This is a genomic window from Streptomyces rectiviolaceus, assembly GCF_039533825.1.
GTDB classification, from domain to species: Bacteria; Actinomycetota; Actinomycetes; order Streptomycetales; family Streptomycetaceae; genus Streptomyces; species Streptomyces rectiviolaceus.
Genome location: NZ_BAAAUG010000083.1, coordinates 1 through 12,833, shown reverse-complemented (window position 1 = coordinate 12,833; position 12,833 = coordinate 1). Strand labels below are relative to the sequence as shown.

Sequence of the window (12,833 nt, the reverse complement as noted above, 5' to 3'; positions counted from 1 at the left end):
GCGGGTGACGCCGCTGGGTGCGCTGGTCCGCGTACTCCTCGGCCATCCGCCCCGTCGGCCGGTCCTGGTCCTGCCGCGGCGCGGGCGGCCGCGGTCAGGGAGCGCCGGCCCGGTGAGCCGGGTCCGGTGCCGCGGCCTCGGGTACTGGTGTTCGCCACGGTGTTTCTCCTTACGTGTACGGGGTGGTGCGGTCAGCCGACGAACTCGACGCCGGACGTCAGCCAGCGGCCGTTCTTGAGCTCCAGGTCCAGCTGCAGCCGGTAGGTGCGGGCCTGGCCGTCGGGGGCGGCGGTGTTGGTCACCTTGCTGTCGGCGACCACCAGGACACGGGCGGAGTCCTCGTCGGCCCGGGTGATGCCCGCTTCGAGGACCTGTCCCTTGGAGACCGACTTGTTCTTGGCGACCAGCTTCGTCAGCTGCGCGGTCTGCGCCGTGAACTGCTTCTTGAAGTCACCGGTCGCGCCCTTGAGCACGTTCTCGCTGTCCCGCCCGTAGTGCCGGTAGTCGAGCGAGGTGAAGTTCAGGGCCGACTGCCTGGCCGCGGCCAGGATGTCCTGGTGCCGCTGCTCCGTCGCGCGCTGCTCGTACACCTGGAAGCCGAGCCAGAGGGCGAGCGCCGACGTCCCGGCGGTGGCCACGGCGAGTCCCGCGGCCATGGCACGGCCGCCGCGGGCGGCGCCCGCGAGCCTGGCGCCGAGGCGGCGCAGCACCCGTACGGGGCGGGAGATCAGGCCCCCGGCCGTGAGGGAGATCAGACCCCCGCTCATGCCATCGGTCCTACGAGCAGCCATTGCCACGAGTCCTTTCCGAAAGCGTTCTGTTCGCCGCCCGTCGAGCCGATCTCGACGGGCGTTCCGTCCGGTCCGACGGCGGTGCCGGTGTCCGGGTCGTACGGGGTGACGTGCGCCGCCCGGTCCGCCCCGCCGGAGCGGGCCGAGGCGCCGGGGGCGTTCTGCGCGCCGCGCACCGAGGTGTCGCCGCCGCGTGGCGCCGTGCAGCGTGCGCCGGTGTTGGCCGGGCGGTCGCCGGTGTCCGTGGGGTCGCGCCGCCGGGTGTCGTACCCCTGGCGGCAGGGCGCCGGTTCGTCCTTGCCCGCGACCATGCCGAAGTGCGTGGTGCCGTCGCCCGGCACCACCGTGTAGCTGCCCGCGACGGTCAGGGGGAAGGTGACCAGGGCCTGTTCCACCCCGGGCAGCCGTGCCACCGTGATCTGGCCGCCGCTGATCAGATTCCCGAGGAGGATCGGCAGCTGGGTCTTGTTCGCCTTGAGCAGCGAGTCCACCTCGTGCGCGGCGGGCGCGCTCGACCCGATCAGCTTGCGGATGTCCCCGTCGCTGGACTTGAGTTCCGCGGTGAGGGCCGCCAGGTCCTTGGAGAACGACTTGATCGACGAGCCCTGCTCCGACTGGGTCTTGAGGACCTTGCGCGAGTCCTCGATCAGCCTGATCGTCTCGGGGAGCGAGTCGGAGGCCGACTCGACCAGCTCATTGCCCGAGTTCACCAGGCGGCTCAGGTGCGGTCCCGTCCCCTTGAAGGCCTTGCCCAGTTCGTCGACCGTGACCCGCAGATCCTTCTTGCCGACGGAGTTGACCAGGCGGTCCACGCTGAGGACGAGCTCCGTGCTCGCCAGCGGCACCCGGGTGTCGCCGCGGGCGATCGTGCTGCCCTCCTTGAGCAGCGGCCCGGAGCCGGTGCGCGGCTGCAGATCGACGTACTGCTCACCGACCGCCGAACGGTGCGCCACCACGGCGAGCGTGTCCGCCGGAATCCGCGCGCCGTCCTCGATGTCGAGCGCCACCGACACCCCTCCCGCGTCGGCGAGTTCGAGCTGCCCGACCCGGCCCACGGGCACCCCGCGATAGGTGACCTCGGCCCCCTGGAAGATGCCCCCGGACTCGGCGAACTCGGCGCGCACGGTGTACCCGCGGTCGAGCAGGGCGTCGGGGATGCCGGTGTACTGCGCGCCGACGTAACTCACGCCCACGGCGGTGACGGTGGCGAACGCGAGCAGTTGGATCTTGACCGTACGTGTGATCACGGGGAGACCCCCCTCAGCAGAAGCTCGGCAAGCGCGAGGTTGATCCCGGGCGCAGGGCCCTCGCTGTTCCCGTTCCCGTCCCCGTTCCCGTACGCGGCGTACTGGCCGGTGCACACCGGCGGGCACAGCTGCCCGCCGTCGCCACCCGGGTCCGCCGGGTCGTCGGGGGCATCCGGCAGCTTCGGATCGTCGGGCAGCTCGGGGATCTCGGGGGCGTCCGGAACGCCGGGGGCGTCCGGCAGCTTCGGTGGTTTCGGCGCCTTGGGCAGCCGCGGCTCGTCCGAGCCGTCCGGCTTCTCGGGGGCGTCGGCGAGATTGCCGTAGATGCTGTCCAGATCGAGATCAGCGGTGATCTTGAGGTTGACGTAGTCGCCCTTGATGGCGCCGGTGACGCCGCGCGGGAAGGGATAAGTCGTCAGGAGCTCAAGGGAGTTCGGCAGATCGTCGCCCGCCTTGTTCAACTGCTCCAGGGTCGGCCGCAGATGCTTCAGATTGGCGATCACGTCGGAGCGTGAGGCGTTGACCACCTTGGTGCCCGCCTTGCCCAGCTTCGACAGCGACGTGAGCATCTTCGTCAGGTCGCGTCGCTGGTCGGCGAGCACCTTGAGGGCGGGCGGCACGGTGTCCACGGCATCGCCGATCGTCTTCTTCTCCTTCTTGAGGCGCTTGGCGAGGCGGTCGACGCCCTTGAGCGCCCGCACGATCTCCTTGCGCTGGCCGTCGAGACCGCCGACGAACTTGTTCAGCTCCTTCAGCAGCGACTTGACCCGGTTCTCGCGGCCGGACAGGGCCTTGTTGAGCTCGGTGGTGATCGTCTTGAGCTGGGCCACGCCGCCGCCGTTGAGCAGCGCCGACAGCGCGGAGAGCACTTCCTCGATCTCCGGGTTGCGGCCGCTGCGGGACAGCGGAATCCGCGCACCGTCCTTGAGCCTGCCGACGGGGGCGCTGTCCGGCGGTGCGGACAGGGCCACGTATTTCTCGCCGAGCATGCTGGTCTGCCGCAGACCGGCGAACGCGTTGCCGGGCAGCTTCACCGAACCGGCGACCCGCAGCCGTACCTTGGCGTGCCAGCCGTCGAGTTCCACCTTCTCGACCGAGCCCACGGTGACGTTGTTGACCTTCACGGCCGACTGCGGCACCAGGTCGAGTACGTCCCGGAACTCGACCGTGACCCGGTAGGCGCCCGCGTCCTTGGCGGCGCCGCCGGGCAGTTCGACGTCGTACAGACCGTTGAACTCACAGCCGGCCAGGAGCAGTGAACCGATCGCGGCCCAGGCGGCCGTCCCGCCCTTGCGTCGCAGCGCGCTCATGCCGCCTCCAGGATTCCGCCGAGGGTCTTGTCGCTCGGCTTGGCGCCATTCGCGCCCGAAACCCCTTGCGGCTGCGACAACTTGGGCAGCGAGTCGAAGAGTTTCCGCAGGTCCTTGCACTCCGCGGCCTGCTTCTCGCCGGTGGTGCCGAGCAGCGAGCAGAGCAGCGCGGCCGGGTCCTGTGCCTGTTCGGCGTTGTTGCGGGTGTCGAGGGTGCCCGAGCCCGGGTTGTAGGCGTTCTGCAGGTTCGAAAGGCCGGTCGGCGTGGTCTCCAGGATCTCGGCGAGGGCCTTCTTCTGGGTGACGAGCACCTTGGTGACCTTGCTGAGCCCCTTCACATTGGAGGTCAGCGACTTCTTGTTCTTCTTGACGAACTGCTGCACATCGCCGAGCGCGGTGCCCAGGTGCTTCAGCGCGGCCGCCAGGTCCTTGCGCTCTCCGGCGAGCTGCCCTGCCACCTTGGCGAGGCTGGTGTTGAACGACCGCACGCTCTTGTCGTCCTTGGCGAGCATGGCCGTGAACACCTGAAGGTTCCGTACGGTGCCGAACAGGTCGCCCCGGCCGTCGGAGAGGGTGGTGACGGCCGTGGAGAGATCCTCCACGGTCTGATGCAGGTTCCCGCCCTGCCCTTCGAGGTTGTCCGCACTGACCCCGAGCAGCCGGGACAGCGAGCCCTTCTTGTTGGCGCCGCGCGGGCCGAGCGCCTCCGACGTGGTGTGCAGACTGTCGAAGACACGGTCCAGCTCGACCGGTACGGCGGTACGGCTCTGCGGGATGACGGCGCCGTCCCGCATCGCCGGGCCCTTCCTGTACACCGGAAGGAGCTGGAGATAACGGTCGCTGACCACCGAGGAGTTGATGATCGCGGCCTTGGCTTCGGCGGGCACCTTGCGCTCACTGTCGTACTCAAGAGTCACCCGCACCCGCTCGCCCTCCGGGGTGATCTCCTTGACCTCGCCGATCCGGACGCCGAGCACCCGGACGTCCGAACCCGGGTAGATGCCGACGGTGCGCGGGAAGTACGCGGTGACGCGCACCGGTTCATCGCGCGGCCACAGCGCCACGGTGAGGGCGGCCACCACGGCCAGGGCGGTCGCCAGGGCCGTCCGCCGCAGGAGTCGTGCGTGCTTGCTCATCGCTTGTCTCCCGTCCGCGGGACCACCGGAGCGGCGACCAGGTTCTGGATATAGCTGTCGAACCAGCGGCCGTTGCCGAGGGTGTTGGTGAAGAGCCGTACATAGGGCGCGAGCAACTGGACGCTGCGATCGAGGCTGGAGTAGTTGCGCTCCAGCATCGACACCACTGTGTTCAGGCCCTTGAGCGCCGGGCCGATCTCCTTGCGGTTGTCCGCCACCAGGCCCGAGAGTTCGATGCCGAGCGTGGCCGAGCTCTTGAGCAGGGTGTGGATGGCCTTGCGGCGCTTGGCGATCTCGGTGAGCAGTTTGTCGGCGTCCTTGACCAAGGTGGAGAACTCGTCGGAGCGGTCGGCGAGCACCTTGGTGACGCCGTTGGCGTGGTCGAGGAGTTCGCGCAGCTCCTTGTCGCGCGACGCGACCGTGCGGGAGATCTTCGACAGGCCCTTGATGGACGCCTTCACCTCGGCGGGAGAGTCCTCGAAGGTGGAGGAGATGGTGTCCATGGCCTTGGCGAGCTCGTCGGTGTCGACCTTCTCCGTGGTGGTGGTCAGATCGCTGAACGCGGTCACGACGTCGTACGCGGGTGTCGTCCGGGACACCGGGATCTCGGCGCCCGGCTTCAACTGCCCGGGCCCCTCGGGCTCCAGGGCCAGGTACTTCGAGCCCAGAATCGTCTTGATCCGGATGGACGCGCCGGTCCTGGTGCCGAACTTCGGCTCGCCCTTGACCTGGAAGGTGACCTTCACATGGTCGCCGTCCAGGTCGACCTCGTCGATCTTGCCGACCTTCACCCCGGCGATCCGTACCTCGTCGCCCGGCTTGAGCCCACCCGCCTCCGAGAAGGCCACGCTGTACGTCTCGCCGTTGCCGATCAGCGGCAGGCTTTCGGCGTTGAACGCGGCGGCGGTCAGGAGGCCGAGGGCGGTGAGACCCACGACACCGATCGTCACCGGGTTCCGCTCCCGGAAGGGCGTCATCCGCCCACGCCTCCGCGGCCGTTGCGGGAAGAGCCGCGGAATGCGCGGCACACGCAGCCTCATCCGCCACACCTCGCCCGTGCCACATGCAGCTCGGGAGTGAGCACCTCCTTGGTCTTCGGCAGCACGATCCGGCCGTCGAAGTCACAGAGGTAGAAGTTGAACCAGGAGCCGTAGGACGCGGTCCCGGTCAGCTTGTTGAGCTTGTTCGGCAGCCGCTTCAGCACGCCCTCCACGGTTTTCTCGTTGTCGTTCAGCGTTCCGGTGAGCTCGCCGAGCTCCTTGATGTCGTCCTTCAGCGGGGGCCGTGCCTCCCCGATCAGGCCCGAGGTGGCCTCGGTCAGCTGCCCGATGTTCACCAGCGACTTGCCGATCGGCTTCCGGTCCGCGGACAGTCCGGAGACAAGCCGCCGCAACTGCTTGAGCAGCGAGGAGAAGCGGCCGCCGCGCTTGTCCAGGGTCGTGAGCACCTCGTTGAGGTTGCCGATCACGGAGCCGATGAGCTTGTCGCGGCCCGCCAGCGTCGTGGTGAGCGACGCCGTGTGGGCAAGCAGGCTGTTGACCGTGCCGCCCTCGCCCTGCAGCGTCTTGATGATCTCGGTGGCGAGCTGGTTCACGTCCTTGGGGCTCAGCGCGGCGAACAGCGGCTTGAACCCGGCGAGCAGCGCGTTCAGATCGAGCGCGGGCTGCGTCCGGGACAGCGGGATCCGGCCGCCGGGCCGCAGCGGTGTGCTGCCGCCCGCGCCCTCCGTCAGCGCGATGTAGCGCTGCCCGACCAGGCTCCGGTAGCGGATGACGGCGCCGGTGCTGGTGAACAGCGGGCGGTCCTCGGTGACGGTGAAGGTGACCTCGGCCCGGGTCCTGTCCTTGATCCGGATGCCGTCGACCTCGCCGACCCGCACCCCGGCGACCCTGATGTCGTCGCCCTCCTCCAGGCTCGTGACATCGCTGAACACCGCGCGGTAGGTGTGCTCCGGGGTGAAGGAGATATTGACGATGGTGGCCGCGAGCAGCGCCGTCGCCACCACCGTCACCAGCGCGAACAGCAGGAACTTCACCAAAGGCGCCGCGGTGTCCGTGGCTCGTGCCGCCTTCATGCGACGCTCACCGCCGTTCCGCGCGCCATCGGGCCGAAGAGGAGCGTCGCGACCGGGGGCACCTGGTCCGCCGACACCCCGAGCACCGGGGCCACGAGGGAGCCGACGGCCCGCTGTTCGGCCGTGGTCGAGGACATCTTGGGCGTGCCGGAAGGACCACCGACCTTGTTGGGCTTCGTACCGTCGTTGAGCTGGTCGTCCCCCGCGGGCACCCGGGGATGGGGCAGACCACGGCAGTTGGGGCCCGAGCGGTCCGCGTACCGCGGTTCCTCGCCGGGCTCGTACGCGGGCTGCGGGTGGACGAATTCGAGGGTGATACGCATCTTTCCGCCTCGATAGGTCTCTTCGGAAGCCTTGTCCTGCCGCACCAGGCCCTCAAGGAGACAGGGGTACTGGGGCGCATAGCGGGCGAACAGCGCAAGGGTCGGGCGGGAGACCCGGCCGAGGGTGATCAGGCGCTCGCCGTTGTCGTCGAGGAACTCCTCGCCGGTGGCGGCCGCGGTGGCGGTCGCGGTGAGGGCGGCGGCCAGTTGGCCCTGCTTCTCCACGAGGGTGCGGCTGGTGGTGACGGAGTTCCGCAGGATCTTCAGCAGGTCGGGCGCCGCGTCGGCGTACACCTCGGCGACGTCGGCGAAGCGCGTGATGTCCTCCTTCAGGGACGGCAGATGCGGGTTGAGGCGGCGCAGATAGCGCTCGACGCGGGTGAGGTTGGCGCCGATCCGGTCGCCGCGTCCGTCGAGCGCGGTGGCGAACGCGGAGAGCGTCGCGTTGAGATCGGCGGGCCGCACGGTGCGCAGGAGCGGCAGCAGATCGTTCATCAGCTGCTGCACCTCGATGCCGACCGTGGTGCGGTCCTGCGTGATGACGTCACCCGCGCGGATGTGCCGGTCTGCGGGCTCACGGGGCTCCACAAGCTCGACGTACTTCTCGCCGAACAGCGTCTTGGGCAGCAGCCGCGCGTGCACATCGGACGGGATCCGGGCGATGTGCTCCGGCTTGAGTGCGATGCCGAGGGTCGCCTTCTCACCGTCGGCCCGCACCTCGCGGACCTCGCCGACCAGGAGGCCGCGCAGCTTGACGTCGGCCCGCGGCTCCAGCTGGTTGCCCAGGGTGTCGGCCTGCAGCGTGATCCGTACGACGGAGGTGAACACCTGCTGGTACACGGCGACGGAGAGGGCGAGCAGCAGCGCGATGACCGTGATGAACACGATGCCGTACAGCCGCAGCCTGGTGCCGCGCGAAGCGAGAGAGATCGGAGTCCTCATCTGCCTACCCCGCTATTCGTACGGTCGTGACGGCGCCCCAGATCGCGAGGCTGAGGAAGAAGTCCAGGACGTTGATGGCGACGATGGAGGTGCGCACGGCACGGCCGACCGCGACGCCGACCCCGGCGGGACCGCCGCTCGCGTAGTAGCCGTAGTAGCAGTGCACCAGGATGATCACGACGGCGAAGACGATCACCTTGCCGAAGGACCAGAGCACGTCCACCGGTGGCAGGTACTGCTGGAAGTAGTGGTCGTAGGTGCCCGCGGACTGCCCGTAGTAGCCGGTGGTGATGGTGCGCGCGGCGAAGTACGAGGACAGCAGGCCGACCACGTACAGCGGGATCACCGCGACGAAACCCGCGATCATCCGGGTGGTCACCAGGAACGGCAGCGAGGGGACGCCCATCACTTCGAGCGCGTCGGTCTCCTCGCTGATCCGCATCGCGCCAAGCTGCGCGGTGAACCCGGCCCCGACGGTCGCGGACAGGGCGAGGCCCGCCACCAGGGGCGCGATCTCCCGGGTGTTGAAGTACGCCGAGAGGAATGCCACGAAGTTGGAGGTGCCCAGCTGGTTGAGGGCGGCGTAGCCCTGAAGGCCGACCTCGGTGCCGGTGAAGAAGGACAGGAAGGCGATCACGCCGACCGTGCCGCCGATGACGGCGAGGGCGCCACGGCCGAAGCTCACCTCGGCGAGCAGGCGCAGGGTCTCCTTCTTGTAGCGGCGCAGGGTGCGGCCGGTCCAGGCCAGGGAGCGGCCGTAGAAGGCCAGTTGGCTGCCCAGCTCTTCGAGCGAGCGGAGCGGGCGGTCGAGAAGTCGCATCAACTACCCTCTCTGCGGGACGATTTGGAAGTACACGGCGGTCATCACGAAGTTCGTCACGAACAGCAACATGAAGGTGATGACCACGGCCTGGTTCACCGCGTCACCGACGCCCTTGGGACCGCCCTTGGCGGTGAGCCCCTTGTACGAGGCGACGATCGCGGCGATGGCGCCGAAGACCAGGGCCTTGAGCTCCGCCGCCCAGAGGTCGGACAGCTGGGCGAGCGTGGTGAACGAGGCCAGATAGGCGCCCGGAGTGCCGTTCTGCAGGACCACGTTGAAGAAATAGCCGCCGGCCACCCCGACCACCGAGACCAGGCCGTTGAGCAGCACCGCGACGACCATCGACGCGAGGACCCTGGGCACGACGAGGCGGTGGATCGGGTCGATGCCGAGGACCTGCATCGCGTCGATCTCCTCGCGGATCTTGCGCGCCCCGAGATCCGCGCAGATCGCGGTGCCGCCCGCCCCCGCGATCAGGAGCGCGGTGACGATCGGCGAGGCCTCCCTGAGCACCGCGAGCACCGAGGCGGCGCCCGAGAACGACTGCGCGCCCAGCTGCCGGGTCAGGCTGCCGATCTGCAGCGCGATGACCGCACCGAACGGAATGGAGACAAGCGCGGTGGGCAGGATCGTGACGCTCGCGATGAACCAGGCCTGCTGGATGAACTCCCGCACCTGGAACGGGCGTCGTGGCAATGTCCGCAGCACGTCCAGGCCCATCGCGAAGAGACTGCCCGAGTGCCGCAGCGCCCCCTTGGGCGACAGACTCATGCGCCACTCACCTCTTGAGCCTCATGCGTCTCTTGCGCCTCTCGCGCCTCCTCCTGCTCGGCGATCGCCTGCCAGCGGGGCGGGCGGTCGATGCCGGGCCCCGGAAGGAGCCGCGGGGTCATCTCGGCGATCCCCGCGCTGTCGGCCGCGCCGCCGTTGCCGAAGTGCACCGCCTCGCGCGCCATCGTGGCGGCGTCCTTCTCCTCGGCCATACCGATCGGCCCCTGCATCCGGCCGTTCAGGAACTGCCGTACGACTGGCTCGTCGCTGGTCAGGAGCTGCTTGCGGGGGCCGAACATCACCAGTTCACGGCGGAAGAGCAGCCCGATGTTGTCGGGGACCTGGCGGGCCGACGCGATGTCGTGCGTGACGATCAGGAAGGTCGCGTCGATCTGCGCGTTGAGGTCGACGATCAGCTGGTTGAGGTAGGCCACACGGACCGGATCGAGGCCCGAGTCGGGCTCGTCGAAGAGAATGATCTCCGGATCGAGCACCAGGGCCCGTGCCAGACCGGCCCGTTTGCGCATCCCGCCGGATATCTCGCCGGGCAGCTTGTCCTCGGCGCCGATCAGGCCGACCATGTCCATCTTCTCGAGCACGATCTTCCTGATCGCGCTCTCCTGCTTACGGGTGTGCTCGCGCAGCGGGAAGGCGATGTTGTCGTAGAGGTTCATCGACCCGAACAGGGCGCCGTCCTGGAACAGCACGCCGAAAAGCTTCCGTACCTCGTACAGGTCGTGCTCGCGCAGCTTGGTGATGTCCGTGCCCGCGATCCGGATCGACCCGCGCTCCGGCTTGAGCAGTCCGACGAGGCTCTTGAGGAAGACCGACTTGCCGGTGCCCGAGGGGCCCAGCATGACCGAGACCTCTCCGGCGGGCAGTGTCAGCGAGACGTTCTGCCAGATGACCTGGTCGCCGAAGGACTTGGTCAGCCCTTCCACGCAGATCTCGACACCCATCCGTTTCACCCTTCGCCGTGAGCAGCTCTGTCATCTGCTCTACGGGGAAGGGCGCCCCGTCCGTCGCGGAGAAACCGAAGTTTTTTCTACGGGGCCTGTGTGAGGCCGTCGACGGGCTGCTTCGGGGCCTTCGCGGAGGGGGACGGGGCCGCGGGTACGGACGCCTCTGGCGGATCGACCGGTATCTCGGGGACGTCGGGGGAGGGCACCGCGGGCAGTGTTTCCAGGGCCGGGAGCGGCACCTCGGGCAGGGACGGCAGCACGGGAGGCGACCCGTCGTCCTGCGCCGTGCCGGGGGTGGTCGTCGACGGGGCCTGGCGGGAGCGGGCCGAGGGCGGCGCCGCGCTCCCCGGGGTCCGTGCGTCATCGGCCCCATCGGAGACGGAAGAGACGGAGGAGACGGAAGGGGCGGGCCGTGCCGGTCCAGGCCGGTCCCCGTCGTGGATGCCCGGCAGGACGAACCCCGCCACGGCAAGGGACGCCGCCGTCACGGCCACGCCCACCACCTGCACGCTCCCGCCCGGACGCGGCCCGCGCCCGCACAGCCACAGGGCGAGACCGAGGGTGGCGGCGAGCGCCGTGCGCAGCGTGCGCCGGGCTCTGGCAAGCAGTGACTCGGCCGTCCGGTAGCTCAGGCCCATCTTCTTGGCGACCTGACCGACGTCCAGATCCTCGGACTTGAGCCAGATCGCCTCCGCCTGTCGCGCGGGCAGCTCCCCGCTCCGCGCGGCCAGCCACCGCGCCTCAGCCCGGTCGCACACCGCGTCGTCGACGGGCAGCTGGCCCGGCGCGACCAGTTTGGGGCTGCGGCGCACCTCGGCCTCGCGGCTGACCTGCCGGTACCGGTCGACACACAGGCGGATGGTCACCGTCGTCAGCCAGGCGCCGAGCCGCTCGTCGTCGAGCTGCGGATGCTCGGCGGCGCGCAGCATCGCCTCGTGTACGGCGTCCTCTGCGTCCTCGGCGCTCATGGATCTGCGGCGGGCCACCCGCAGCAGTTCCTCGCGGTGACTCCACGCGCGCTGCCACCGGTCGAGGTCCGCCTTATCGGCTGCCCCGCCTGAATGCGCAGGGTGCATGTCCGTCGCCATGAGGGCTCCTTCGCGCTCACCCGCCGGTTCCGTTCCCCCGGCGGGGACGCGACATTACCGTTCGGTATCCAGCGTTGTGCAGGGGGAGGCGCTCATCGATTCCGTACCGTTGCCGACCGGCTGATCGGCGTTTCGAGTCCTGCTCCGGGCACCTTCACCGCCCGTGTGCGGGAGCGCTCAGGGCATACGCACCGAGTTGAAGCGGGCCGCCGTGTGCAGATCGGTCTCGATCGCCGCCGCGGTCTCGCGCAGGACAGGCAGCAGGGCGTCGATCGTCTCGCCCAGCGGGGCCGTGCCCGCGTGCTGGGCCACGTTCAGGGCGGCGACCACGCGTCCTTCCGCGTCCTTCAGCGGTACGGCGACCGAGCGCAGGCCCTCCTCCAGCTCCTCGTCCGCGGTGGCGTAGCCCTCGGCGGCCGCGCGGTCGATGACGCGGTTCAGGTCCGCCGGGTCGGTGACGGTGCGTCGGGTGAGGGGCTTGGGCGGGGCCGCCTTCAGGAGCCGCGCGCGGTCCCGCTTCGGCAGCCCGGCCAGCAGGACGCGGCCCATGGCGGTGGGGTAGGCCGGGAAGCGCGTGCCGAGCGTGATGTAGACGCTCATGACGCGGACCGTCGCAGCCCGCGCCACATACAGGATGTCCGTGCCGTCGAGCACCGTCACCGACGCCGACTGGTGGACGCGGCCCGTCAGCCGGCGCAGATGCGGCTCGGCGATGTCGGCGAACCCGAGGCGGGAGAGGCGTGCGTAGCCGAGTTCCAGGACGCGGGGGAGCGGGCGGTAGAGGCGGCCGTCGTGCGCCGCGTACCCCTGAAGCTCCAGGGTGTGCAGGCAGCGGCGCGCGGTGGCCCGTGGCAGGCCGGTGGCCGCGGCGACAGCGGTGAGCGGGAGTCCGTCGCCGCGGGCCGGGCCCAGGGCGCGCAGGACGGTGAGGCCGCGGGCGAGCGACTGGAGGAAATCGGGGCCCAGTTCGGCCTTGGCGTCCGCGGTGTCCGGTCCCTGATCTGCCATCAGTTCGGCTTCCCCGTACGCCGCTTGGGCTGTCGGAAGCTCCTCGAGCAGCTCCGCCTCCTCCCGCAGCCGTGGCAGCACGAGCTCCGCGAGGCCCCGCGCCGTGTGTCTGCTGGTGTGGCTCACCGCGGACAGGGCGTACCGGGCGCGGCCCGCCGCGTCGCGCACCGGGACCGCCGTCGCGATCAGGCCCGGCTCGATCAGCTGGTCGTCCAGGGCCCAGCCCGTCACGCGCGAGCGCTCCACGCGGTCCGCGAGGTCCGGGGGCTCCGGGGGCGGGGTCGCGGGGCCCGGCGGCAGTGCGGGGAAGGCGTCGCCCTGGGGGTCGGCGGCCACGCGTGCCCGCCACGCCGCCCAC

The 12,833-nt window shown here is 70.0% G+C and carries 12 protein-coding genes; all 12 read right to left on the bottom strand.

Going from position 1 to position 12,833, the window contains the following annotated elements:
* Positions 1 to 191 precede the first annotated feature (191 nt).
* On the bottom strand, positions 192 to 767 hold the full coding sequence (locus ABD378_RS23300; protein WP_344523290.1) for a hypothetical protein: 576 nt from the start codon (positions 765 to 767) through the stop codon (positions 192 to 194).
* On the bottom strand, positions 764 to 2,038 hold the full coding sequence (locus ABD378_RS23295) for an MCE family protein (RefSeq protein ID WP_344523288.1): 1,275 nt from the start codon (positions 2,036 to 2,038) through the stop codon (positions 764 to 766). Before ABD378_RS23295 ends, ABD378_RS23300 begins: the two co-directional genes overlap by 4 nt.
* A complete protein-coding gene (locus tag ABD378_RS23290; RefSeq protein ID WP_344523286.1) occupies positions 2,035 to 3,348 on the bottom strand; it encodes an MCE family protein in 1,314 nt (437 codons plus the stop codon). Before ABD378_RS23290 ends, ABD378_RS23295 begins: the two co-directional genes overlap by 4 nt.
* A complete protein-coding gene (locus tag ABD378_RS23285; protein ID WP_344523284.1) occupies positions 3,345 to 4,484 on the bottom strand; it encodes an MCE family protein in 1,140 nt (379 codons plus the stop codon). The genes ABD378_RS23290 and ABD378_RS23285 overlap by 4 nt, the downstream gene beginning before the upstream one ends.
* Positions 4,481 to 5,461, bottom strand: a complete 981-nt coding sequence (locus ABD378_RS23280) for an MCE family protein (protein WP_344523282.1) — start codon at positions 5,459 to 5,461, stop codon at positions 4,481 to 4,483. Before ABD378_RS23280 ends, ABD378_RS23285 begins: the two co-directional genes overlap by 4 nt.
* Positions 5,462 to 5,520: 59 nt before the next feature.
* Positions 5,521 to 6,558 (bottom strand): MCE family protein, encoded by a 1,038-nt coding sequence (locus ABD378_RS23275; protein WP_344523280.1) that lies wholly within the window; start codon positions 6,556 to 6,558, stop codon positions 5,521 to 5,523.
* Positions 6,555 to 7,823, bottom strand: a complete 1,269-nt coding sequence (locus ABD378_RS23270; protein ID WP_344523278.1) for an MCE family protein — start codon at positions 7,821 to 7,823, stop codon at positions 6,555 to 6,557. The genes ABD378_RS23275 and ABD378_RS23270 overlap by 4 nt, the downstream gene beginning before the upstream one ends.
* A gap of 4 nt (positions 7,824 to 7,827) precedes the next feature.
* Entirely contained in the window at positions 7,828 to 8,643 is an 816-nt protein-coding gene (locus ABD378_RS23265) for an MlaE family ABC transporter permease (RefSeq protein ID WP_344523276.1), read from the bottom strand.
* Between the two features lie 3 nt (positions 8,644 to 8,646).
* Complete coding sequence (locus ABD378_RS23260; RefSeq protein ID WP_135330127.1) at positions 8,647 to 9,417, bottom strand: MlaE family ABC transporter permease; 771 nt, start codon at positions 9,415 to 9,417, stop codon at positions 8,647 to 8,649.
* Positions 9,414 to 10,376 (bottom strand): ABC transporter ATP-binding protein, encoded by a 963-nt coding sequence (locus ABD378_RS23255; RefSeq protein WP_344523273.1) that lies wholly within the window; start codon positions 10,374 to 10,376, stop codon positions 9,414 to 9,416. Before ABD378_RS23255 ends, ABD378_RS23260 begins: the two co-directional genes overlap by 4 nt.
* 86 nt (positions 10,377 to 10,462) lie before the next feature.
* Positions 10,463 to 11,467 carry an RNA polymerase sigma factor gene (locus ABD378_RS23250; protein ID WP_344523271.1) on the bottom strand — a complete coding sequence of 335 codons (1,005 nt, stop codon included), beginning with the start codon at positions 11,465 to 11,467 and terminating at the stop codon, positions 10,463 to 10,465.
* A gap of 177 nt (positions 11,468 to 11,644) precedes the next feature.
* Positions 11,645 to 12,833: IclR family transcriptional regulator domain-containing protein (locus tag ABD378_RS23245; RefSeq protein WP_344523269.1), on the bottom strand; the 1,189-nt coding region annotated here is incomplete at its 5' end.